We start from the raw sequence: 23,531 nt of genomic DNA, 5'->3' as shown, positions 1-23,531 counted from the left end.
CATGACCGGCCAGCCGTTCTGGAAGGTCACCTGGCGGATGTCCAGGGTCTCGCGACCGGCGTTGTTGCCGTCGTAGTAGTGGTAGGCGAGGTGCTTGGACGTGCCGTCGTCGTAGGCGTCGACACCGCCGGCGGCCACCCTCGGGTAGGCACCGGTGAGGACGGTGGTCCCGCCGCCCGTGGCCATGTCCGTGCCGCTCTGGTCGAGGTACGGTCCCGTGATGCTGGTGGACCGGCCGACCACGGTGGAGTAGTTGCTGTTGGTCCCGCTGCAGCAGAGGCCTTTGGAGCCGAAGAGGTAGTAGTGGCCGCCGCTGAGGATGATCGTCGGGTTCTCGATGTCGACGGCGATGCGCCAGAGGTTGTGGTCGGTCGTGGAGAGCTTGCCGGTGGACTCGTCCAGGACGTGCACGCAGATGCCCGAGCCGGTCCAGGAGCCCCAGGAGATGTACAGCCGGCCGTCGCGCCCCAGTCGACGTCGGGGTCGATCGGGTAGTTCACGTCCGTGACCATGCCCTGGTCGGTCCAGGGACCCTCGATGTTCGTGGCCGTGGCGAGTCCCATCACGGCGTAGTTCGTGCCCCAGCGGGAACCGGCGTAGTACAGGTGAGGCTATGCCGTTGAGGACGTTCACGGACTCCGGGGTCACGCTGCCGTCGCCCTTGGGGCCGATGTTGAGCAGGTAGTTTCCGTCACGGGAGACGATCGTGACCAACTCCTGGATGTGGGTCGTGACCGAGCGGTAGTGCACCCTCTCGTCGTTGTAGCCCCAGGCCCAGTTCATGGTGGCGCAGGCTTCCCAAGCCCTCTCCATCGGCGCCTCGGGGATACCGAACTCCGCCACCGCGTAGTCGCCGAGACCGAGGTCCCGCCTGATGCGTTCGTTGATGACGAGGCCGGGCTTGCGGGCGATCAGCCAGTTGAATCCGCCCAGTTCCTGGCCGTCGGACTGGGACCACCAGTCGCACCAGTCGCACCAGTCGCACCAGTCGCCGTCGAACCACAGGAGGGACGGGTCGTAGCGGTCCAGCAGTTCCTGCAGATGACCCTTCATGTCGTTGATGTAGCCGGTGCGGGCGGTCGCGGAGGCCATGGACGTGGACCAGTTGCTGGGGTGCACGTCTGGGAGGGGTGGTTCCAGTCCATGATCGAGTAGTAGAGCCCGAACTTGATGCCCCGGTTCAGGCACTCGGTCCGCAGCTCTGCCAGCAGATCGGGCTGGAAGTTGTTGTAGTCGCGCAGGTTGTACTGCTTGGTGCCGGTGACGTCCTTGAAGCCGGCGACGTTGGAGTCCCACATCGCGTAGCCCTCGTGGTGCTTGGCGGTGATCACGCGGTACTTCATGCCGGCGTTCTGGGCCAGCTGGGCGATCTGGGCTGCGTTGAAGTTGGTCGGGTTGAACGGCGTGGTCACCTGGTTCTGCCAGTCGGCCTTGCTCCACCCCTTGTCGCTGAAGGCCCACTCACCGTCGCCGAGGTAGGAGTAGGAACCGAAGTGGATGAACATCCCGAACCTGGCCTGGTACCACCAGTCCAGCTTCGAGGGGAGCGAGTACGCCGAGGCGGTGGCGGGCCACAGGGCCTGCGGCAGCCCGACGGCGACGGCTCCTCCGACGAGGGTGGCGGCCTTGAGAAGGGAGCGTCTGCTGAGCGGCGAGGTGGACATGAGGCGGCTCCTTGAGGTGTCGACAGGGCACCGGTGGAAGGCGAACGTGGCAGATGCCCGGAGGACTTCGTGGGACAGCGGCTCGGCCGCTGCAGGGGGCGAGGGCTCAAGAGGTTGGACGAACTCGACTGCCGGGCCCGAGGAGCGGAGCACGGTCGCCGTGCTGCCGACACCCTCGACTGACATCGGATGTATTAATAGGCGTGAAGCCGCAGCGCGTCCAAAGTTACGGGCAAATCACCAAGTGAGGGCAGCTTCATCGCACGTGAACCGACCGGGTGGCATGCAAAACATCCGATGCAAGTGGCGTCATCGATCGCATGTGACATGCGTCGACCGATGGGTTGCTCGGCACCCCAGGGTCGCCCAGGTGTCGCCCTGGTCATGGGTCATGCGTTCAGCGAGAAATCGTCGGCAACCTTTTCGCTTCCCGCGGTCACCGAGTAGTGCGACACCAGCTCGATCTTCCGAAACGGACAGGCAATGAACACACCAAGGCAGGCCGCGCGACAGCGCAGACACAGACGCACGCTCTTCATGGGCACCACGGTGGCGTTGACCGCCGTGAGCGTTCTCGCCTACCTGCTCATGGGATCGTCACCCGACCACACCACGGATGCGGGACCTGCCGCGGCCTCCCCCCGCGCCACCACACAGAAGAAGGCGGCCACCGCCGCCGAGTCAGGCGTTCCGAGCACCACGGCGAGCCCGAGCGGCTCCCCCAGCCCGAAGGCCTCCCCGACCACCACGACAGCCAAGCCCTCGCCCAAGGACACCCCGCGGCCCCCGCGGGAGGCGTCCACCACGCCTCCGTCAGCAGGACGGATCAAGCCCAACACGACCCACCAGGGCGTCGCCACCGCCTACAAGGCCGGAGTCGGGGACGGCGCCTGTCTCTTCGGCCCGAGCCCCGACCTCATGGTCGCGGCCATGAACACCACCGACTACGAGACGTCCAAGGCATGCGGCGCGTACGTTCTCGTCCGCGCCGCCAACGGCAAGTCCGTCACGGTGCGGATCACCAACGAGTGCCCCCTGCCCTGCGCACCCGGACAGATCGACCTCAGCGAACAGGCCTTCGCGGAACTCGCCGACCTCAAGCTCGGCCGACTTGCCATCACCTGGAGCCTGGTGAGCCCCAGCACGGCCGGCACGATCTCCTTCAGGTACAAGACCGGGTCCAGCCAATACTGGTGTGCCATCCAGGCGATCAACCACCGGAATCCGGTCACCGGTCTGGAGGTCCGCACCGCGGGCGGCTGGCGGCAACTGCCCCGCACCGCCTACAACTACTTCATCTCCGCCGACGGCAGCGGGTGCGGCGGAGCGATCAGAATCACCGACATCTACGGCGAACAGCTCACCGTCTCGGGACTCACGGTGCGGCCGAACGTCGTCCAGCCCACCCAGGTCCAGTTCGCCCGACACTGAACCCACCGCCCGCCCCAGCCACCGCCGCCCTCCCCCGGTGTCCCGACGGCATGGGCGACGGCCGCACACAGGCGGCCGACTGTTCCGGACCGTGCCGGCGAACGCACCGGGGGCGGGCGGCCCAGCGCCCCTGTGCCGCCCGCCCCCTGTGCCGGGTGCGGCGGGCTCGGGAGACCGGCTGGGGTTCCCGGGGCAGGCTCGCTGTGCTTCGGTACGGCCCTCGCAAGGCCGGCGCCATTGACGTCGAGGGCGAGCAGGACACGGTCGAGCCAGGCGGGAAGCCACCAGGCGGGTAGCCCGGCGAGGGCGAAGACCGCCGGAACGAGGATCAGCCGGACGGCGAAGGCGTCAATCGCGACGCCGACGGCGAGGGCGCCGGGAAATACATCCCAGGAATCTGCGGTAGTTGGTCATACGGGGCGGACGACGCCCGCTCGTCACGTCCGCGCGGTCGTCCCGGAAGGCAGGGCTTCGCCGGCGCGCAGGTGTTCCCTCAGCCACTGCTCCGTGTTGCTCACGTGCAGCAACGCGGCGGCCTGGCTGAGGGCGGCGTCACGACTGGCGAGGGCGTCGAAGATCGCCTCGTGCTCGGCGACGGTGCGGTCCGCCGCCTTGCCGTCGACCAGACCGCGCCAGATGCGGGCGCGCAGGGTACGGCCGGAGATCCCCTCCAGGAGGGCGAGGAGGGTCTCGTTGCCCGTGGCCGAGACGACGGCCCGGTGGAAGGCTACGTCATGGGCGTTGAGTCGCTCGACGTCGTCGCGGGCCTCGCGCATGGCGTCCAGGTGCCGCTTCACCTCGGCCAGTTGGTCGTCGGAGATCCGAGTGGCGGCGAGTGTCGTGGCCATCGGTTCGAGGAGCCGCCGTACCTCCATCAGGTCCTGCAGGGCTACCGCGTCACCCTGCAGCAACTCCACCGCGCCGCCGAGCCCCTCCAGGAGCAGGCTGGGCTGCAGGCTGGTCACATACGTGCCGTCGCCCCGCCGGACCTCCAGGACCCTCGCCACGGCCAACGCCTTGACGGCCTCCCGGGCGAGGTTGCGGGACAGTCCCAGCTGGGCGGCCAGGTCAGGCTCCGGAGGCAACTTCGAGCCCGGCGGCAGGGCGCCGGTGCTGATCAGCTCGCGGATCCGGTCGATGGCCTTGTCCGTCAGCGACACCGCTCATCCCTCCCCCCACTGTGCCCCGCGAGCACATCCGACCTGATCAGCCCCTGAGCGCGGAGATCGTCCCAGAGGCCGTCGGGGACGAGCTGATCATGGAGTTCCACGTTTCGTCCGACCTGTTCCGGAGTCCGCATGCCGAGGGTGACGTTGATGATACGGGGATGCGTGTACGGGAAGGCGATCGCGGCGGCGGGCAGGGTGGCCACGTGTACCTCGCACACCTCAGCGAACTCCAGCGCCCGCGCGACGAGCTCCGGCGGGGCGTCCCGGTAGGCGCACTTCATACCCTCGGCGGGCCGGTCGCGGGAGCGGAGCCCGGAGTTGATACGCGGTGGCGCCACCACGCTCTTGCCCAGGTCCCGTGCGGCGGCCAGCGTGTCGTCCGGCTCCGACTGGTCCAGGAGCGCGTAGCGACCGGCGAGCATCACCACGCCGACGGCCGTCTCGCGCGGGAAGCGGGCGAGCACCGCCGTCCGTGGCGCGTCACCACAACGACGCCGCACGCTCTGATGTCATGCCGCGGTACCGGATCGACGGCCGCTGTACCGGTTCGCCGAGTCCACGCGGGGCCTTCGAGCACGTCGAGTGACAGTGCGACATGGTTACGCGAACCCCGCGCGCCGGCGCGGCGTGCGGACGCGTTCCTCAGGGGCGCGGGCACTCGGCACCCTGCCCCTTGTCCGACACGGCGGAAGGGTGGAGCAGAGCTCGCCGGAACTGGTCCGCGTCGAGGCTGCGGGCCAGTGCCCGCGCCCCGTGGCTCCCTTACGTCGCGACGCTCATCTCCCCCCGCGGTCACGGTGGCGAGGACGTGGCGGCCAAGGCCCGCAGCGCGGCGACCGGTTTGCGCAGTCCGTAGGCGACCGCCGTCGACGTTCCGTCTGCATGACTCCAGGTCAGCAGCGCACGTCCGTCGGCCACACTGCCCTGCACTGTGGTGGGTTCGCCGAGCAGCGGCAGACGGCCGACGATCTTGACGGTGAGACCGGCGACGTCGGTCCAGAAGTAGTCGTCCTGCGCTGGTCCCGGCGACGGGAGACCGAGGGCCGAGGCCGCCGCCGTCCTGCCCTGGGCGACGGCGTTGGACCAGAAGGGCGCACGCCGGTCGGGTCGTGTGCCGTCGCCGCGGAGGTAGGTGACGTCGCCGGCGGCGAACACGCCGGGCACGGTGGTGGCGCAGGCATCGTCGATACCGACACCGAGGCGGTCGGCGAGGCCCGTCCCTGCCAGCCAGCCGACGCAGGGCACTTCTCCGGCGCAGGTGACCACCAGGGCGGCGGTGAGCTCGGTGCCGTCCGGGAGCGCCACGCCGCCCACGGGGTCGCCGGTCAGGGTGGCGAAGCCGCTGACCCGCACGAAGCGGATGCCGTGTGCTGAGGCACGTGCGGTGATCTCGGCGGACAGGTGGTCGCCGAGGATACGTCGCAGCGGCCGGTCGGCGTCCACGACGGTGACCGGGATGCCGCGGGCGGCGCAGGCACTGGCCACCTCCATGCCGAGGAAGCCGGCGCCGATCACGATCGCCGAGTCGGCGTCCGCCAGGCGGGCGCGGAGCAGGCGGGCGTCGTCCAGGGTGCGCAGGACGAGTTCTCCCCGCTGCCCGGGCGTGGCGAGCCGGCGGGCGGCCGCGCCGGTGGCGACGATCAGCGCGTCGTAGCCGACGTGGCGGCCGTCGGTTGTTGTGACGGTGCGGCGCCGGGTGTCGGCGGCGACGGCGGGCGAGCGGATGACCTCGATGTCGAGCCCGTCGAGGGACAGACCCAGGGTCTGGTCCGCGGCCGGGTCTTTCAGGACTGCCTTGGACAGGGGCGGGCGGGAGTAGGCGCCGTGCTCCTCGTCGCCGATGATCGTGACCGGTCCGGTGTGGCCGAGGCTGCGCAGGTGGCGGGCGGCGGTGATACCGGCGAGCGACTCTCCGACGATGAGCACCGAGCGCGGTGTGGTCACGACAGGACTCGCAGGGCGGCGACCGGGCAAGCGCCCACGGCCGCGCGGGCGGCGGGCTGATGCTCGTCGGGGACGTCGGCGTCCTCGAAGTGGTAGGTGAGTTCGGCGTCGTCGTCCAGGCTGAAGACGTCGGGGGCCTGGTCGGCGCACAGGCCGTGGCCTTCGCAGCGGGGACGGTCGACGGAGATCTTCATGATGCTGTCCTCAGCTGTGCTCGAACGGGCGAGCGGCGGGGCTCAGGCGGGGATGAGTTCGAGCGGCAGGCGCTCGAGGCGATGGATGACGTTGTTCAGGGCCCACTCGGGTGGGCCGGTCACCTCGATGCGGTCGACGCGTTCGACCAGGGCGCGCAGGAACGCGGAGGTCTCCATGCGCGCCAGGCCCTGGCCCGCGCAGCCGTGGGAACCCTGCCCGAAGCCGAGTTGGCGGGCGGCGTCGCGGCGGATGTCGAAGGTGTCCGGGTCGTCCCACTCCAGCGGGTCGCGGTTGGCGGAGCCGTAGAGGACCAGCACCCGGGAGCCCTTGCGGAGGGGGACGCCCGCGAGTTCCGTGTCATGGGCTGCGGTGCGGGAGAAGGCGCGGATGGGGGATTCGTAGCGGACGATCTCGTTGACGGCCTTCGGGACCAGGTCGGGGTCCTCGCCCGCTCGAAGCGACGCCCGCCCGGGTCGTCAGCCGCCGGCGATCACCGCCCCGGCGTACGCCAGCGCCGTCAGAACCAGTACGGCGGCAGGCAGGGCCTGCACGGGCGGGTCGCCATGGCGCAGGTGAACCACCGCGGCAGCGGCCATGAGCAGAGCCAGCCCGGCAGCGGCGGCCACCCCGAGAGGGGCCGCGAACAGGCCGAGCAGCAGGCCGACGGCTCCCGCCACTTCCAGGGTGCCGATGACGCGGTAGAGGCCCGCTGACATGCCCAGGTGCGCGGCTGCCTGCCGCATGAACGGCACCGCGGCGATCTTCGCCAGCCCCAGGGGGAGGAAGACCAGGGTCAGGACGATGGCGAGGGTGGTGTGTGCGGTCGTCATGCTGATCGATTCCTGCGTTCGGCGCCCAGACGGGCGTAGTGGTCGATGAGGTCGGGAGCATCCACGGTGGCCAGATTGACGACCTGCTCGACCGGGGCACCCTGGAGGAGGCGTTTGACGGGGACTTCGAGCTTCTTGCCGGTGCGGGTGTGGGGGATGCCTGGTACCTCGAGGATCTCGTCGGGGACGTGCCGGGGTGAGGCACCGCTGCGGATAGCCTCACGAATGCGGTCGCGGAGAGCGTCGTCCAGTTCGGCCCCGGCGGCGAGAACCACGAACAAGGGCATCCAGTAGCCGCCGTCGGATTCCTCCGCGCCGATGACCAGGGCTTCCGCGATCTCGGGAAGGCGTTCGGCGACGTCGTGGATGTCGGCGCTGCCAAGGCGTACACCGTTGCGGTTCAGGGTGCTGTCGGAGCGGCCGTGGACGACGACCGAGCCGTGAGAGGTGAGGGTGATCCAGTCGCCGTGCCGCCAAACGCCGGGGTACACCGCGAAGTAGGCGTCGTGGTAGCGGCTGCCGTCGGGGTCGTTCCAGAAGTACAGCGGCATCGACGGCATCGGGCGGGTGATGACCAGCTCGCCGACCTGATCCACGACCGGGAAGCCCTCGGCGTCGTAGGCGGACAGCGCGACACCCAGGTGGGGTGCGGACAACTCCCCCGCCCACACGGGAGTGTTGGGCGCGCTGCCCGCGAAGCCGGAGACAACGTCCGTGCCGCCGCTGATGGAGGCGAGGAGAACGTTCTCGCCGACGTGTTCGCGGACCCAGGGGTAGGCGGAGGCGGGCAGGGCGGAGCCGGTGCAGCCGACCACCCGGATCGACGACAGGTCGTGGACGGACGGGTCGATGCCGAACTTGGCCATGCCCAGCAGGTACTGGGGGCTGGTGCCGAAGACGGTCACCCGGTGGCGAGCGGCCAGCTTCCACAGGATGTCGGGCTCGGCGAGGGGCGCCGGGCTGCCGTCGTAGGTGCAGGTCGCGGCGCCGGTCAGCAGCGTGGAGGCAACCAGGTTCCACATCATCCAGTGCGTGGTGGTGTACCACAGGAAGCGGTCGCCCGGACCTAGGTCGGAGTGCAGGCCCAAGGTCTTGAGGTGCTCCAGCAGGACACCGCCGTGGCCGTGCACAATGCCCTTGGGCAGGCCGGTCGTGCCGGAGGAGAAAACGACCCACAGCGGGTGGTCGAACGGCACCGGAGTGCAGGCGAGTGTCTCGGTGCGGGTCGAGGCGTCCTCCCATGGGACCACCGGCGACGGGTACGTCCTCGACGGCCACGGCAGGCCCACGTGGTCCACCAGGAGCGTCGCCTTCAATGTCGGCAGCGCGCCCGCGAGTTCAAGGGTGGCATCGCGTCGGTCGTGGGTGGTTCCGTTGAAGAGGTAGCCGTCGGCGGCTATCAGGACGGTGGGTTCGAGCTGGGCGAAGCGGTCCGTGGCGGCCTGGGGGGCGTAGTCCTGCCCGCACACCGACCACACGGCGCCCAGACTCGCGGCGGCGAGGAACGCGACGACCGCGTGCGGGGTGTTGGGCAGGTAGCCCACCACCCGGTCGCCCGTGCCGACACCGAGGTCGCGCAGGGTGGCGGCGACGGAGGCGACCTGGGAGCGCAGGCGTCTGGCGGTCACCTCGTAGCAGGAGCCGGTCTCGTCGAAGGCCATGATCGCCACGGCGTCGTCGGCGAGGTTGCGCAGGGCATGGTGGGCGTAGTTGAGGGTCGCGCCGGGGAACCAGCGGGTGCCGGGCATCCGCTGCTCTGCCAGCACCTGCTCGTACGGGGTGTCCGCGTCGATGTCGAAGTACTCCCAGACGGTGCCCCAGAAGCCCTCCAGGTCGTTGACCGACCAGCGGTGCAGAGTGGCGTAGTCGGCCTCGGGCATCCCGACGTGTCGAGCGAAGTCCATGATGTGGCTGGCCGCGACGGCCTGCGGATCAGGCGTCGTGAAAGGCTCGGGCACGGTCATCATGGGGCACTCCTCTGCAGACTGTTGTCGACGGTCCGTCGGGGTGGATGGGGGCTGCGGGTGGTGTGCAGGAGGGACGCCCAGGCCGCGGTGCCGGTGAAAGCGCGGGCCCCTGCCGGGACGATGTCCACGACGACGCGGTCGGGGCGCAGCAGTACGGCGTCCGCGCGGCCGGCGCGCAGCCAGGCGGCGAGGGTGCCGTCGTCGCAGAGGTCGCTCACGGCGATCGCCCGGATGCCGAGTGCGTGGGCGAGGGCGTTCAGCGAGGGCCCGGGTTCGGTGGCGGTCAGGATGGTGAAGGAGTCGCCGAGCACGTCGTCGAGGCGGGTACGCCGTCCGTCGGCGGCGATCCACGGCTGTGGGCAGTGCGTGCCCGCGAGGCGGCCCTTGCGGAAGCGGCGGCGGACGAGGGGTCCCGTGGTCAGGGGCGGGCTGAGGTCGCGGCCGGCCGCCGTTGCGAGCCCGGGCATGCGGCAGGCCGCGGCCAGCAGCCCTCGGCGGATCGCGGCGGCACTGTCCTGGCCACCGGTCATGGCCCAGCCCATGGCGACCGCGAGGCGGATCACATGCCGGGCGTGCGGCTTGCGCTCACTCTCGTAGGTCTCCAGAATTCGCTCCTCAGCGCCCTGCTGGAGGACGCGGGCCAGCTTCCAGGTGAGGTTGTAGGCGTCCCGCAGCCCGGAGCACAGTCCCTGGCCGATGAACGGCGGGGTGAGGTGGGCGGCGTCGCCGAGGAGGAAGACCCGTCCGCCGCGCCAGCGGTCGGCGAGGCGTGCCCGGAAGGTGTACTGCGCTTCGCGGACGATCTCGAAGTCCTCGTCGTACCTGGGCGGCAGCCACGGGGCGACCAGCTCGCGAACCGGCTGCTCCACCCCCTCGCGCAGCCGGAACTCCCAGCGGTAGCGGTCCTCCCCGACGCGCATGAACGTCGCTGGCCGGTCCGGGTCGCAGACCTGGTCGACCCCCTCCCAGCAGCGGACGTCGGCGTCCGTCCGGACGTCGATGACGCGCCAGCGTTCCTCGAAGCGCAGGTCCTCCCAGACGGCTCCGATGGCCTCGCGGGTGAGACTGTTCGCGCCGTCGCAGCCGAGGACCGCCTCGGCCCACAGCTCGTGCTCGCCGTCGTCGTCGCGGTACGTCACGCGCACGGGGCCCGTGATCGCCGGGCCGACGCCGGTGACCTCCACGCCGTCCCGCAGTTCGCATTCCGGGTGACGGGCCAGGGCGTCGCGCAGCAGCCGTTCCAGCTCGGGCTGGTCGAACATGCTGGTCTGCGGATAGCCGTGCGGGCCGTGCCCGGTGCGCCGGAACTCGGCCATCACCCGGTGCCGGGCGTCCAGCAGCCGCAGCCCGTTCGCCGGGCGGGAGATCGCGGTGAACTCCTCCCCCACGCCTGCGGCCTGGAGGATCCGGTGGACCTCGTCGTCGGTGGCGACGGCGCGCGGGAGCGGGTAGACACCCTGGTGACGTTCGAGGACGACGGTGCGGATTCCGCGCCGGGCGAGGAGGAGGGCGGCGGTCACGCCCACCGGTCCGGCGCCGATGATCACCACGGGCACTTCAGCCCCATTACGTTCGACGATCATGTGCTTCGGGTCTCATTTCGCGTCCGTGACGGGGGTGCGCTGCTCGCCGAGGTCGATCCGGCCGTCCGGGGTCGCGATCGTCGCCGTCATCACGTCACCCGTGTGCAGGTAGTGCGGGTTCTTCGCCTGGGACTTGAAGAACGCCTTCCACTTCACGGCGGGCGGCAGCAGCGCGCCGATCTTCTCGACCGCCTTCGGCGGGGCCTTGAGGGCCGTACCGCCCGGGGTGCCGGTCAGCAGCAGGTCACCGGCATCGAGGGTCTGGAACCGGGCCAGCAGCGTCAGAGCCTGCGCCGGGCGGACGATCATGTCGGTGAGAGTGCGGTCCTGGCGCAGGTCGCCGTTGACGGACAGCTTCAGGCGCAGGTCGAGAAGATGGGGGAAGTCCTCCGGGTCCAGCAGCGCCAGGTACGGGCCGGTCGGCGTGAAGGTGGGGTAGGACTTGCTCTCGTAGAACTGGGTCTTGGTCAGCTGGACGTCGCGGGCGCTGACGTCGTTGGTGATCACCAATCCGGCGACGTACGACGGCAGGTCGCGCTCCTCGACCACGGTGCCGACGGGCAGGGCGGCGCCCATGACGATCCCGAGTTCGATCTCGTAGTCGAGGAACTCCACATGTGAGGGACGGACGACGGCGTCGCCGGGTCCGCTGACCGAGCCGGACGCCTTACGGAAGAAGGTGGGCGGGATGTCGTCGGTGAAGCCCGAATCGCGGGCGTGGCTGCGGTAGTTGACCATCTGGGCGACGACCCGGCAGGGGGTGGTGACCGGTGAGAGGGCGACCAGGCCGGTGACGGGCGTGCCCGTGTCGGCCGACAGTGCCGCCTCCCGTACGGCGTCACGGTCGGCGATCAGCTCGGCGGTGGTTGCGGCCTTGGTGTCGACGGGGATGGCCCGGTCGCCGCGGACCACCCACCAGCCTTCGGCGGTGCGCAGGACATTGGTGCTCATGTCAGTACCTTCGTGAGGGGGTTGGAGGTTCAGGACGTGGCGGCCCTGAGGAGACCCAGTAGGCGTGCAGGGTCCATCTCGTTGTCACCGCGCAGCGCCTCGATGACGTCGCGGACGCGCTGGGGGGAAGGACTCGCGCCGAGGAAGTCGCGGGTGGCGGGCGGGCCCCACTGCGCCAGACCGCTGGTCGACATGGGCGCCCAGCCGGGTTCGACGTCGCAGGAGAACAGGTCACCGTCGGCGAAGTGCTCCAGCATGAAGCGGTCGGGGTCACGCCAGTAGTCGAAGAGCTGGCTGCCCTGGATGTGCCGACCGATGCCCCAACTGCGCTGGTAGCCACGCTCCTTGAGGTATTCGCCGCCGGCGGCGATCGAGTCGAGGTCGGTCACCTGGTAGGCGGAATGGACGTACCCCGTCCCCGGGCCCAGATGCATGGCCAGCGTGTGGTGATCGGTCGGCGTACTGCCCAGGTCGCAGCGGATGAACGCCATGACCGGGCCGCGCTCGCGCTGCCCGTCCAGGAACTGGAAGTCGGACACGATCATCCCCAGCATGTCCAGGTACCAGTCCAGGGCCCGGCTGAATACGCGGGTCTCCAGGACCACATGGCCCAGGCGCTGGATGCGCGACGGCTCGCGCGGAGGCCGCTGCGTGGCGTTCGTACGACGGTGATCGGTGCCGAAGTTGAGCAGCAGCGGCTGCTGTTCCGGTAGTGCGGGGAGCTGTTCGCCGCAGTGCACGACCCGCACGGGGAAGCCCGAGGGATCCAGCAGGCCGACCGCCTTGCCGCCGCCCGGCACGTCCGCGTCCCGCACGTCGGAGCCGGTGGCGCGCGCCAGCCGGTCGAGGTCGGCCCGCTCCGCCGCGCGGAACGCCGGGCCGATGAAACGGGAGGTACGCCCGCGCCGGATCACCATGCACGGTGAGCCCGCGAAGGTGCCCCGCAGCCATAGTGCACGCTCCGTGCGCGCGGCGACCTGGAAGCCGAAGTCCCGGGAGAAGACCTCGGCCCGCGCCAGGTCCGGCTTCTCGAACTCCAGCCAGGCCAGGTCCGCCACCTTGATCACCGGGTTCCGGGAGCGGCCGGGATGCTCCCCGCGCAGGGCTCCCTGTTCACTGTGCAGGTCCTGGTGGGCCGTCTTGACATCAGGCCCGTGGACGCGGGTTTCAGACATGGTGCCCTCCGAGCAACATCGCCACAATGAGGAAATCATCAGGTTTGACAATCTCTGCCGTCAAGATGTTGACGGCAGGGAAATGATGAAATCATCAGAGCTGCTGCCATCGTCGCTCCGGCGTGCGGGTTCGTCGCACGCCATGCGCCGGTCTGCCCGGCAACCGGTTCGAGCGGCGACGTGCCGAGACTCGTCGCGCCCACCGACGCAGCCCGGCAGATCCTCGCCGAGACCGGGGACGTCGGCGCCGACATCCAGGCGATCGCCGAGCGCGCGGCTGCCGGTTTCGCTCCTTCTGCAACCGAGGCGGTGGTGCGGGCGCGCGTGGCGGCCGCCGCATCGCCGAGATGGGATGCGACTGACGCGCGCTCCCCACGCACTCCTGGACCGGGCAGTTCAGCGTCGTCGTGGTGGCGGTCGGCGGAGCGGCCGGACTCGGTGCACCAGATCTGGTCGACATGGACGGCGCTCGACGCCCTTGCGCCGGTAGGCCGCCACGGCGGCGACCGTGAGCCACGCGATGCCGGTTCGCGAGATCCGGCGACTCGCCGTCCGTCCGACGAGGGGGCGTGCATGTGGCCGGCGAGTAGGGGATCGGGCGTCCGACCCTCCTGACCATGGCCGACAACCTGCGCTCGATGCTTCTCCGACATCCCTGGCTTCTGACCGCCATGACGATTCAGCCTCTCGACGGCCCGGCCAGGGACCATGACCGACACGACTCACCCGATCCGGGTGCGGGCCCGCGCCTACGCACGCGGCGCCGCCCCCGGCCTCCGCCCGCCGCACCGCCCCAGGCTCTCGCTGTGCCCGTACGCCACCCCGCACCCTGCCGTGCCCGTCCGGCTCCTCCGCGACCCCGCCGGGACCCGGGGTGCACGGCCGGGCCACAACGCGGCCAAGACGGTGCGACAGGAACCCCGCCTTCACCGGCGCGCCGAGTGACATTCCGAGCAACATCACGAGCCGACAAAGGTCTTCACACTTTCTCCATGTGCATGTTCAAGTGGCATGGGTAAGTTGCCGCCATGAAAGATCGGAGAGCGTTACCGGGCTCCCGCTCGCGGCCTGCCGTGAGCCTCGCCGACCTCGCACAACTCGTCCGGGCCCCGGCCGCGTTGAGCGTCCCCGGTGACGTCCTCGCGGGCGCCGCCGCCGCGAGGCACCCGCTGGGTGTGCGGACGGTCGGCGTGATGGGTTCGTCCGTCTGCCTCTACTGGGCCGGCATGGCCCTCAACGACTACGCCGACGCCACGGTCGACGCCGTCGAGCGCCCCGAGCGCCCCGTCCCGTCCGGCCGTGTCCCGCGCCGCACCGCCCTCGCCGTCGCCGGCACCCTGACCGCCGGGGGCCTCGCCCTCGCCGCCGCCTCGGGGGGCCGCCGCAGCCTGCTGGGAGCGCTTCCGCTGACCGTCGCCGTCTGGGCCTACGACCTGAAGCTCAAGTCCACACCGGCCGGCCCGGCCGCCATGGCCTCGGCGCGCGCCCTCGACGTCCTCGCGGGTGCGCTCGCCGCCGGGCGCGGACCGGACCGCACGACCCGGGCCGGGACCGCCCTGCTGCGCGGCGCCGTCCCCGCCGCGCTGGTCGGCGCCCACACCTACACCCTGACCGCCCTCAGCCGCCACGAGATCTCGGGCGCCCCCGCCCGGCTGCCGGCCGCGACCCTCGCCGCCTCCACCACCACCGCCCTCGCCACGGCACTTCCGGCCGCCCGCACGGCTCTCGCCTGGCGTGCCGGGCGACTCCGGGGGCCTGCCGCCACCACCACCGCCGCCCGGGCCGGCGTGGTGACCGCGGGCGCCCTCGCCTACCTCGGCAGCTACGGAACGGCTCAGGCCCGTGCCGTACGGGAGCCGTCGGGCGAGAACGTCCGACGGGCCGTCGGGGCCGGCATCCTCGGCCTCGTGCCCCTGCAGGCGGCGTTGACCGCCCGCAGCGGAGCCACGGCAGCGGCGGCGGCCCTCGGCGTCGTCCACCCCCTCGCGCGGCGGCTCGCCCGGCGCATATCCCCCACCTGAGCAGCGCGGATTTCCGTAGGAGAAAAGCCGGAATGACCCCGCCCCCCACCCCCCTCAGATTCGGCTACGGCACCAACGGCTTCACCAACCACCGGCTGAACGACGTGCTCGCGGTCCTCGCAGACCTCGGCTACGACGGCGTCGCCCTCACCCTCGACCACGGCCACCTCGACCCGTACGCGGACGACCTGCCCCGGCGGGTGGCCGCCGTCGCCCGGGACCTGGCCCGCTACGGACTGGACGTCACCGTGGAGACCGGCGCGCCCTACCTCCTCGACCCCTGGGGCAAGCACCACCCGACCCTCATGGCGGACGGGGCCGAGCGCAGGGTCGACCTGCTGCGGCGGGCCGTGCGCGTCGCGGCCGACCTCGGCTCGCCCACCGTCCACCTGTGCAGCGGACCCGCGCCGGACGAGGGGCTTCCCGAGCGGGACGCGTGGAAGCGGCTCGCGGCGGGCGTCGAGACCGTCCTGGAGACGGCGGAGGAGTACGGCGTCTCACTGGCCTTCGAACCCGAGCCCTACATGTTCGTCGACACCGTGGAGCGGTGCCTCGAACTCGCCGAACTGGTCGGCGGGCACGAGCTGTTCGGGATCACCCTCGACATCGGGCACGCGCACTGCGTGGAGGACCGGACCGTGCTGGAGTGCGTCAGCCTCGCCGCCCCGCGTCTGCTGAACGTGCAGATCGAGGACATGCGGCGGGGCGTCCACCAGCATCTCGAACTCGGCACCGGAGAGATCGACTTCCCACCCGTCCTCGCTGCCCTCCAGGACCTCGACCACCGAGGACTGGTCTCCGTGGAGATCCAGGGCGGCTCCCTCGACGCCCCCGAAGTGGCCCGCCGCTCGCTCGACTTCCTGCACGCGGCGACGGCCTGACCCGACCACGCCGGAAACCCCCGACCACACCTCGCCACCTCTCACGTCCCTCACCTCCGGCGTTCGTCGCCCCTGGTGTCCCTCACCACTCGCTTCCCCCACCCCTCACGTCCTCCACTCCACCGGAGGTTGTTCCGTCATGGTTTCCACCGGTACGTCGTCCTCCGGGACGGCCGAACCCACCGACCCCCGAGCCCTCCTCGCCCGCCACCCGCTGGACCCGGCCGCCCGCGCCTGGCTCGACCAGGCCGTGGCCCGTGTCACCGAGCGCCCCGCGGCCGTACGCGCGCTGTTCCCCGCCGCCCGAAGGCACTGCGGACGTGCCCGGCTGGACGCGCGCCGGACCGTCGACGAGGCCGCCCGCGCCGTCCTGCTCACCGCGCTGCCGCTGGGCGGACAGCCGCTCGCCGACGAACTGGCGGGTCTGTACCGCCACGGTGACCCGGCCGAACAGCGGGCGATCCTGCGGGCCCTGCCGCTGCTCGCCGCCCCGGACGGCGGTGACGCGAAACGGGAGCCCCTCGGTGACCTCGCGCTGCCGCTCGTCCGTGAGGCACTGCGGGGCAACGACAGCGGCATCATCGAGGCCGCCCTCGGCCCGTACGGGGCCGCCCGGCTGCCGGATGCGGAGTACCGGCAGGCGGTGTTGAAGTGTGTGTTCCAGGAGATCCCCCTGACCGGGATCGACGGGCTCCCCACCCGCGCCGACGCCGAACTCGCCCGGATGCTGGCCGACTTCGCGCACGAGCGGGTCGCCGCGGGCCGTGACGTGCCGGCGGACATCTGGCCCGTCGTCCGCCCCTTCCCCGCCGCCGACCGGCTCAGCGAGCGACTCACCGCCGAGACGCGGACCGCGGGCCCCGAGCGCCGGGAGGCCGCCGAGCGGGCCCTGGCGGCGCTCCACCGGGACCACGGCCTCGCCACCACCCCGCCCACCGACCACCCCGCCCTCCCTTGACCGAGCCGTACATCCACACAGCGTCATCGCCCTGGCCACAGCCGGAGCGCCCCACCGGACCGCCCGAGGGAAAGGCCTGCCCGTGCGCATCTTCGACCCCCACATCCACATGACCTCCCGCACCACCGACGACTACGAGGCGATGCACGCGGCCGGGGTGCGCGCCGTCGTCGAGCCGGCGTTCTGGCTGGGTCAGCCCCGCACGTCGCCCGAGAGCTTCTACGACTACTTCGACGGGCTGCTCGGCTGGGAGCCCTACCGGGCCGCCCAGTTCGGCATTCAGCACTTCTGCACGATCGCCCTCAACCCCAAGGAGGCCAACGACCCGCGCTGCCGGCCGGTGCTGGACGAACTGCCGCGCTACCTCGCCAAGGACCGGGTGGTCGCGGTCGGCGAGATCGGCTACGACTCCATGACGCCGGAGGAGGACGAGGCGCTCGCATCCCAGCTCCAGCTCGCGATCGAGCACGAACTGCCGGCCCTCGTGCACACCCCGCACCGCGACAAGGCCACCGGCACCCGCCGAACCCTGGACGTCGTACGCGAGTCGGGCATCGCCCCCGAACTCGTCGTCCTCGACCACCTCAACGAGCTGACCGTCGGCATGGTCCTGGACAGCGGCTGCTGGGCGGGGTTCTCGATCTACCCGAGGACCAAGATGAGCGAGGACCGCATGGTGACCATCCTCCAAGAGCACGGCACCGAGCGCGTCCTCGTCAACTCGGCGGCCGACTGGGGTCGTTCGGACCCGCTCAAGACCCGGAAGACCGCCGACGCCATGCTCGCCGCCGGGTTCGACGACGACGCCGTGGACCGGGTGCTGTGGCGCAACCCGGTCGGCTTCTACGGCCAGAGCGGACGGCTGGACCTCGACGAGCCCAAGCCGGACGAGGAGTCGAGCTTCCAGGGCAACTCCGTCCGGCGCGGCGGGGAGTGAGGAACCCCCATGCGCTTCCGTCACCCGGACGGCTCCACCGTCCACCTCGGCTACTGCAGCAACGTCCACCAGGCCGAAGACCTCGACGGCGTCCTCACCCAACTCGCCGACCACGCCGAACCGGTCCGGGAGCGCCTGGGGGTGGACCGGCTGGGCATCGGACTCTGGCTCGCCCGTGACGTGGTCACCCGGCTCACCTCCGCACCGGGCGAGGTGCGGCGCCTGAAGAGCGAGCTCGACACCCGAGGTCTGGAGACCGTCACCCTCAACGCCTTCCCCTACGCCGGGTTCCACCGCGACGTGGTCAAGAAGGACGTCTACCTCCCCGACTGGGCGGACGAGGCCCGCCTGGCGCACACCCTCGACTGCGCCCGCGTCCTCGCCGCGCTCCTGCCCGACGACGCGGAACGCGGCAGTGTCTCCACCCTGCCGCTGGCCTGGCGCACGCCTTGGCCACCGGACCGCGCCGAGGCCGCCCGCCGCGCCCTGGACCGGCTCGCCGCCGGACTCGCCACGATCGAGGCGGACACCGGCCGCCGTGTCCGCGTCGGTTTCGAGCCGGAGCCCGGCTGCGTGGTGGAGACCACCGCCCAGGCCGTACGGGAACTGCGCGGCCTCGACCCCGAACGGCTCGGCGTCTGCCTCGACGCCTGCCACCTCGCCGTGCAGTTCGAGGACCCCGGCGCCGCCCTGCGCCGCCTGGCCGAGGCCGGGTTGCCGGTCGTCAAGCTCCAGGCGTCCTGCGCGGTCGAGGCCCCCGACCCGTCCGAGCCTGCAGCCCGCACGGCCCTGCACCGCCTCGCGGAACCCCGCTTCCTGCACCAGACCCGCACGGCGGCGGGGTGGGACCGGAAGGCCGAGGAGCCGAGCCGGGCGGGAGGGGTGCAGCGGACGGCGGACCGGCGGGCGGAGCCGGAGGTGCGGGGCGTCGACGATCTGCCGGACGCGCTGGACGGGGGCCTGCCCACGGACAGCGGCCCCTGGCGTGTCCACTTCCACGCCCCGCTGCACGCCGACCCCGAGCCGCCGCTGCGCACCACCGCCGATCAGTTGGGCCAGGTGCTCGCCGGACTCCTCGGCGGGCCCTCGGCCGACTGCGACCACATCGAGGTCGAGACCTACACCTGGTCCGTCCTTCCCGACCCGCCCACCGACCTGCCCGGCGGTATCGCCGCCGAACTCGTCTGGGCCCGCGACCGGTTGACCGGCCTCGGTCTCAAGGACGACCGGCGATGACCCGGACGACGCGGCCCCACCGGGAAGCCCCCGGTCGGCTCCCGGCCCACCATCGAGGAGAACCCGCGATGAACCTCCGGACCAGCACCGAGGAGAACCAGCGATGAGTACCCGACCCAGCCGGCTCGTCGTTCTCGACATCGTCGGTCTCACCCCCAAGCTGCTCGCGCACATGCCCGCCGTGGCAGCCCTCGGCGAGCGCGGCTTCCGAGCCCGGCTCGACCCCGTCCTGCCCGCCGTGACCTGCACGGTCCAGTCCACGTTCCTCACCGGCGAACCGCCCTCCGGGCACGGCGCGGTCGGCAACGGCTGGTACTTCCGTGACCTCGGCGAGGTGCTGCTGTGGCGCCAGCACAACGCACTGGTCGGCGGGGAGAAGATCTGGGAGACCGCCCGCAGGACCGACCCCGACTACAAGGTCGCCAACATCTGCTGGTGGTACGCGATGGGCGCGGACGTCGACCTCACCGTCACCCCGCGCCCGGTCTACTACTCCGACGGCCGCAAGGAACCCGACTGCTACACCTGGCCGCCGACGCTGCACGACGAACTCATCGACCGCCTCGGCCCGTTCCCCCTGTTCACCTACTGGGGCCCCAACGCCGGCATGCCCTCCACCCAGTGGATCCTGGGCGCCGCCCGCCAGGTCTTCGACGAGCACGACCCGGACCTCACCCTCGTCTACCTCCCCCAACTCGACTACGAGCCCCAGCGATCCGGCCCGGACTCACCCGCCACGATCCGCGCCGCACGCGAACTCGACGACGCGCTGCGCCCGTTGCTCGACCACTTCCTGCGTGAGGGCGCCACCGTGGTCGCGCTCAGCGAGTACGGCATCACGCCCGTCTCCCGCCCCGTGGACATCAACCGCGCCCTGCGCCGGGCCGGACTGCTCCAGGTGTACACCCAGGACGGCATGGAGTACCTCGACCCCTGGACCTCACGGGCCTTCGCGGTCGCCGACCACCAGGTGGCCCACGTGTACGTACGGGACCCGGCCGACACCGCGGAGGTCACCAAGCTCCTGGCCGAACTCGACGGTGTGGAACAGGTGTTGGACGCCGAGGGCAAGGCCTCGCACGGCCTGGACCACGAACGCTCCGGCGAACTCGTCGCGGTCGCCGACCCGGACGCCTGGTTCACGTACTACTACTGGCTCGACGACGAGCGTGCCCCCGACTTCGCCCGCCAGGTCGAGATCCACCGCAAGCCCGGCTACGACCCCGCCGAGCTGCTCTACGACGAGACCGTCCCCGCGGTGAAGCTGCGCGCCGTCGGCCAGGTCGCCCGCAAGAAGCTGGGCTTCCGCTACCGCATCAGCACGGTGCCGCTGAATCCCGCCGGCGTCAGCGGCAGCCACGGCCGGCTCCCCGCCCACCCCGACGACGGCCCCGTCCTGCTGTGCTCCACGAGCGAGCCGGCCCGGGAGGCGTACGCCGCCACTGAGATCAAGTCCCTGCTGCTGGGCCTCGCGGGCCTGTCGGAAGAGGAGCCCCACGCATGACCACCCACCCGTCTCTCCCCACCCTCCGCCCGCTGCTCGACCCCTCGCCCGAGTACGCCAAGTGGCGTACCGAGGAGCCGATCCGCCGGGTGACGATCTGGGGCGACAACAGCCCCTGGCTGATCACCCGGCACGAGGACGCCCGCGCGGTCCTCGCCGACCCCCGCTTCAGCGCCGACGCGACCCTCGACGGCTTCCCCGGTTTCCGCCCGCAGTCACCGCCCCGCGCGCCGGGCCAGTTCTTCATGATGGAACCGCCCGACCACACCCGTCTGCGCCGTGTCCTGATCCCCGACTTCACCTTCCGTCGCATCGAGCAGCTGAGGCCGGCGATCGCCCGGATCTGCGGCGAACTGCTCGACGCGATGACGGCGGACGGCGCCACGGCCGCCGACCTGGTCGAGGCGTACGCCCTGCCGCTGCCGTCGCTCGCCATCTGCGAGCTGCTCGGCGTGCCGTACGAGGACCACGACTTCTTCCAGCGGCAGGCCAAAGCGTTCAGCAGTCTGTCGTCGGGGCCGGACGAGATGATGGCCGCCCGCAAGGCCCTCCACACCTACCTGGGCGAGCTGCTGGCCCGGCGCGGCCGGGAGCCCTCCGACGACCTCCTCTCCCGGCTCGCGCGGGACCGGGTGGCGACCGGCGAGATCAGCGCGCCCGAGGCCGTCGGCATCGCCTCGCTGCTGCTGGTGGCCGGCCACGAGACGACCGCGAACATGTTCCCGCTGGCGGTCGTGGCCCTGCTGCGCAACCCCGCACAACTGGCCGCCCTGCGCGCGGACCCCGGCCTGTGGCCCGGTGCCGTGGAGGAACTCCTGCGTCATCTGACCGTCGCGCACTCGGGACTGCGCCGGGTGGCCACCGAGGACGTGGAGGTGGCCGGTGTCCGCATCCGCGCTGGCGAGGGCGTGGTCGTGGCGCTCCAGGCCGCCAACCGCGACCCGTCCGTCTTCGCCGAGCCCGACACCCTGGACGTGCGCCGCGGTGCCTCCGGCCATCTGGCCTTCGGCCACGGACTGCACCAGTGCATCGGCCAGTCCCTGGCCCGCGCGGAACTCCAGGTCGGCCTGCCCGCGCTCTTCGACCGTCTGCCGGGCCTGCGGCTGACCGCATCGCCGGAGGACTTCGCGCTGACGATGACCACGGTCCACGGGGTGCGGTCGCTGCCGGTCGGCTGGTAGCCGGCGCGGTTTCGGCGGAGGCCGGTGAGGCCGGGGCAGGAACGTCGGCCTCCCGGCCGGTTCGCAAGCCGACAGGGGAGCGGCCCCGGCCGGCCAGGTGCTGCTGATGAGCACCCGCGTGCTCGGCGAACTGACCATGCGGGCCGAGTGGGCCTCCACCCGGTCCGCGCGGTCACCGGCCTGGGGGTCCGTCACGAGGTCGGGCTCCGCGACCATTCGCTGCTCGGCTGCCGAGTCCTGCAGGAGCACCTGGTCGGCTGCGGGCCGGGACGAGCGCCTCCGCACTGCTGCGGCCAGCCCGCGGGGTGCTGCTCGTCCCCGCCGCCGATTCCGCGGCGGCGGTCGGCTCCCCTGGGGCTGCACCGCTGGTTCGGCACCCGTGCTGACCCGCCCCCACCGGAGCTACCGACCTGACCTCACGAAGAGGACACGGATGCACAGCGCTCTGATCGCCGCCTGGATGTCTCCCGAATCGTCTGCCGAAGCCGCCCGGCGCTTCGGCGTGTTCGACGCGAGGGAGATCTCCCGTCTGAGGGGGTCCCGGCGTCGCAGGCTCTCCTCCTTCGAGCGGATCGGCGCCGATCCACGGTCCGTCATCGACCGGACGACCCCGCGTGGCAGACCCCGTCGGACGCGATGGACAGGCGCATGGCCCTGTGGAACCCACAGGGGATCGAGACGCAATCCGTTCCGTCCAGCAGTTCGATCATTCCGATCGGTACGACTTCCCCAGCTCGGCAAGATCGATCAGACCTGCGGCAACACCTGGAAAGGATGGGCCCGATGCCCGTACGCCGGCTCAATCACGCTGTCCTGTTCGTCCGCGATATCGAATGTTCCGTCGCCTTCTACAGCCAGGTCTTCGACTTCTCCGTCGCGCACGAGATGCCCGGCAGAGCCGCCTTCCTCAGGGCCCGGGGCAGCGACAACGACCACGACCTCGGCCTCTTCGCCCTAGGACCCGACGCGCGAGGCCCTCAGCGCGACCGCGTCGGACTGCACCATCTCGCCTGGGAGGTCGGCACACTTGGTGAACTCGCCGAGACGGCGGAGCTGCTCAAGGCGCGCCAGGCTCTGACCGGGAGCACCGACTTCCTGACGGCCAAGTCCCTGCACGGCGTGGACCCGGACGGCAACGAGTTCGAGGTGCTGTGGCGCACCCCACGCGCCGACTGGCCGATCTCGGGCGAGAACCAGAAACCGCTCCCGCTGGACCTCCGGTCGGCGATCGACCGATGGGGCCCCGATCTCAGAACGGGAGCGGCCGCCGGGGCGGTCACGTGACAGCGCGTCGGACCCGGCTGCGCGAGACCGGTCGGCGGGCAGGGTGCCGTGACATGCACCCGTTCAAAGGTCTTGCCGGCCGGATGGTCTCTCGACTACCGGCCCAGCGGTGAGGCCTTCTTCCCCGCCCGACTCTCCGACGTCCACGCGGGACTGCGCTGGCCGGCCGCGCGCTGCGAGGACCTCGAACTCCACCTCGACGTTGCCGGTGTCGTGCTCTGGGGAGAGTCGGCGGCGGCCACCGGGCGGCGCTGGTCGGACTGGACGCGCCGACCGGCTCCGGCACCCTCACCGAGGAGACGCACGGCACCGCAGACTCGCTCGTGCCCTTCGCGCAGAGCCGCGCGCCGGCCGAGGCACGGGCCCGGGCGGGAGCCGAGGCCGTGCTGATGGCCGTGCCGGCGGGGAGCACGGCGGTCGGCATGAGGAACACCGCGAGCCCGCGTGCCAGGTCCACACCGATCGGGCGCCCCACCTGGAAACGTCCGCTCTCGGGAGCGGGCTCGGTGCTCGCACCGGGGCTTCGGGCGACGCGGCACCCGGGGTGACGTCGCCGTGTCGTCTGCGTCTGGTCATACGTCCAGGCTGTGGAACAACCCGCGCCCGAAGTATCCGGCGAA

20 protein-coding genes and 4 pseudogenes are annotated in these 23,531 nt (G+C 71.5%); 11 read left to right on the top strand and 13 right to left on the bottom strand.

What is annotated here, in order from left to right:
* Positions 1-66 precede the first annotated feature (66 nt).
* The 3 genes and pseudogenes from P8T65_RS43120 to P8T65_RS43110 form a co-directional block, all read right to left on the bottom strand.
* Positions 67-1,092 (bottom strand): annotated as a pseudogene (locus tag P8T65_RS43120) (alpha-L-fucosidase); the annotation flags it as partial.
* Positions 1,050-1,664 carry an alpha-L-fucosidase gene (locus P8T65_RS43115; protein ID WP_316730889.1) on the bottom strand — a complete coding sequence of 205 codons (615 nt, stop codon included), beginning with the start codon at positions 1,662-1,664 and terminating at the stop codon, positions 1,050-1,052. The pseudogene P8T65_RS43120 and the gene P8T65_RS43115, both read right to left, overlap by 43 nt.
* A 389-nt stretch (positions 1,665-2,053) precedes the next feature.
* On the bottom strand, positions 2,054-2,203 hold the full coding sequence (locus P8T65_RS43110) for a hypothetical protein (RefSeq protein ID WP_230216564.1): 150 nt from the start codon (positions 2,201-2,203) through the stop codon (positions 2,054-2,056).
* Between P8T65_RS43110 and P8T65_RS43105 the strand changes: the two genes are divergently transcribed.
* Positions 2,202-3,095: an expansin EXLX1 family cellulose-binding protein gene (locus tag P8T65_RS43105; RefSeq protein ID WP_316730888.1), complete on the top strand. Its 894-nt coding sequence runs from the start codon at positions 2,202-2,204 to the stop codon at positions 3,093-3,095. The two genes, P8T65_RS43110 and P8T65_RS43105, sit on opposite strands and share 2 nt — an antisense overlap.
* Before the next feature lie 437 nt (positions 3,096-3,532).
* Here P8T65_RS43105 and P8T65_RS43095 read toward each other — a convergent pair whose 3' ends face one another.
* The 10 genes and pseudogenes from P8T65_RS43095 to P8T65_RS43050 all read right to left on the bottom strand — a co-directional run bounded on the left by P8T65_RS43095 (position 3,533) and on the right by P8T65_RS43050 (position 12,909).
* The gene (locus tag P8T65_RS43095; RefSeq protein WP_316730887.1) at positions 3,533-4,255 is read right to left on the bottom strand and encodes a FadR/GntR family transcriptional regulator; all 723 of its coding nucleotides are present in this window, start codon (positions 4,253-4,255) and stop codon (positions 3,533-3,535) included.
* Positions 4,246-4,737: pseudogene (locus tag P8T65_RS43090) on the bottom strand (aldo/keto reductase); the annotation flags it as partial. The gene P8T65_RS43095 and the pseudogene P8T65_RS43090, both read right to left, overlap by 10 nt.
* A gap of 319 nt (positions 4,738-5,056) precedes the next feature.
* The gene (locus P8T65_RS43085) at positions 5,057-6,208 is read right to left on the bottom strand and encodes an NAD(P)/FAD-dependent oxidoreductase (protein WP_316730886.1); all 1,152 of its coding nucleotides are present in this window, start codon (positions 6,206-6,208) and stop codon (positions 5,057-5,059) included.
* A complete protein-coding gene (locus P8T65_RS43080) occupies positions 6,205-6,402 on the bottom strand; it encodes a ferredoxin (protein ID WP_316730885.1) in 198 nt (65 codons plus the stop codon). Before P8T65_RS43080 ends, P8T65_RS43085 begins: the two co-directional genes overlap by 4 nt.
* Before the next feature lie 42 nt (positions 6,403-6,444).
* A complete protein-coding gene (locus P8T65_RS43075) occupies positions 6,445-6,837 on the bottom strand; it encodes a cytochrome P450 (RefSeq protein ID WP_316731904.1) in 393 nt (130 codons plus the stop codon).
* Between the two features lie 42 nt (positions 6,838-6,879).
* Positions 6,880-7,233 carry a DoxX family protein gene (locus P8T65_RS43070; protein WP_316730884.1) on the bottom strand — a complete coding sequence of 118 codons (354 nt, stop codon included), beginning with the start codon at positions 7,231-7,233 and terminating at the stop codon, positions 6,880-6,882.
* Positions 7,230-9,197 (bottom strand): acetoacetate--CoA ligase, encoded by a 1,968-nt coding sequence (locus tag P8T65_RS43065; RefSeq protein WP_316731903.1) that lies wholly within the window; start codon positions 9,195-9,197, stop codon positions 7,230-7,232. The genes P8T65_RS43070 and P8T65_RS43065 overlap by 4 nt, the downstream gene beginning before the upstream one ends.
* The gene (locus P8T65_RS43060) at positions 9,197-10,783 is read right to left on the bottom strand and encodes a bifunctional 3-(3-hydroxy-phenyl)propionate/3-hydroxycinnamic acid hydroxylase (protein WP_316730883.1); all 1,587 of its coding nucleotides are present in this window, start codon (positions 10,781-10,783) and stop codon (positions 9,197-9,199) included. The genes P8T65_RS43065 and P8T65_RS43060 overlap by 1 nt, the downstream gene beginning before the upstream one ends.
* 12 nt (positions 10,784-10,795) lie before the next feature.
* Positions 10,796-11,734: a fumarylacetoacetate hydrolase family protein gene (locus P8T65_RS43055; protein ID WP_316730882.1), complete on the bottom strand. Its 939-nt coding sequence runs from the start codon at positions 11,732-11,734 to the stop codon at positions 10,796-10,798.
* Between the two features lie 29 nt (positions 11,735-11,763).
* On the bottom strand, positions 11,764-12,909 hold the full coding sequence (locus tag P8T65_RS43050; protein ID WP_316730881.1) for a VOC family protein: 1,146 nt from the start codon (positions 12,907-12,909) through the stop codon (positions 11,764-11,766).
* A gap of 152 nt (positions 12,910-13,061) precedes the next feature.
* Here P8T65_RS43050 and P8T65_RS43045 point away from each other — a divergent pair.
* From P8T65_RS43045 to P8T65_RS43000, 10 genes and pseudogenes are all read left to right on the top strand, one after another.
* Positions 13,062-13,197: pseudogene (locus tag P8T65_RS43045) on the top strand (TetR/AcrR family transcriptional regulator); the annotation flags it as partial.
* 465 nt (positions 13,198-13,662) lie between these two features.
* A pseudogene (locus P8T65_RS43040) lies at positions 13,663-13,854 on the top strand (hypothetical protein); the annotation flags it as partial.
* 83 nt (positions 13,855-13,937) lie between these two features.
* Positions 13,938-14,930 carry an SCO3242 family prenyltransferase gene (locus P8T65_RS43035; RefSeq protein ID WP_316730880.1) on the top strand — a complete coding sequence of 331 codons (993 nt, stop codon included), beginning with the start codon at positions 13,938-13,940 and terminating at the stop codon, positions 14,928-14,930.
* Positions 14,931-14,962: 32 nt separating this feature from the next.
* The gene (locus tag P8T65_RS43030) at positions 14,963-15,811 is read left to right on the top strand and encodes a sugar phosphate isomerase/epimerase family protein (protein WP_316730879.1); all 849 of its coding nucleotides are present in this window, start codon (positions 14,963-14,965) and stop codon (positions 15,809-15,811) included.
* Between the two features lie 139 nt (positions 15,812-15,950).
* Positions 15,951-16,769, top strand: a complete 819-nt coding sequence (locus P8T65_RS43025) for an EboA domain-containing protein (RefSeq protein WP_316730878.1) — start codon at positions 15,951-15,953, stop codon at positions 16,767-16,769.
* Positions 16,770-16,851: 82 nt separating this feature from the next.
* A complete protein-coding gene (locus tag P8T65_RS43020) occupies positions 16,852-17,706 on the top strand; it encodes a TatD family hydrolase (RefSeq protein ID WP_316730877.1) in 855 nt (284 codons plus the stop codon).
* Between the two features lie 9 nt (positions 17,707-17,715).
* Complete coding sequence (gene eboE, locus P8T65_RS43015) at positions 17,716-18,942, top strand: metabolite traffic protein EboE (protein ID WP_316730876.1); 1,227 nt, start codon at positions 17,716-17,718, stop codon at positions 18,940-18,942.
* A gap of 103 nt (positions 18,943-19,045) precedes the next feature.
* Positions 19,046-20,446, top strand: a complete 1,401-nt coding sequence (locus tag P8T65_RS43010; RefSeq protein WP_316730875.1) for an alkaline phosphatase family protein — start codon at positions 19,046-19,048, stop codon at positions 20,444-20,446.
* Complete coding sequence (locus P8T65_RS43005) at positions 20,443-21,627, top strand: cytochrome P450 (RefSeq protein ID WP_316730874.1); 1,185 nt, start codon at positions 20,443-20,445, stop codon at positions 21,625-21,627. Before P8T65_RS43010 ends, P8T65_RS43005 begins: the two co-directional genes overlap by 4 nt.
* A 783-nt stretch (positions 21,628-22,410) precedes the next feature.
* Positions 22,411-22,911 carry a VOC family protein gene (locus P8T65_RS43000; RefSeq protein ID WP_316730873.1) on the top strand — a complete coding sequence of 167 codons (501 nt, stop codon included), beginning with the start codon at positions 22,411-22,413 and terminating at the stop codon, positions 22,909-22,911.
* Positions 22,912-23,531 lie beyond the last annotated feature (620 nt).

The sequence above is a fragment of the Streptomyces sp. 11x1 genome, from assembly GCF_032598905.1.
In the GTDB taxonomy this organism is placed as follows: Bacteria; Actinomycetota; Actinomycetes; order Streptomycetales; family Streptomycetaceae; genus Streptomyces.
The sequence above is the reverse complement of the archived record's forward strand: the minus strand, read 5'-3'. Positions and strand labels throughout refer to the sequence as shown.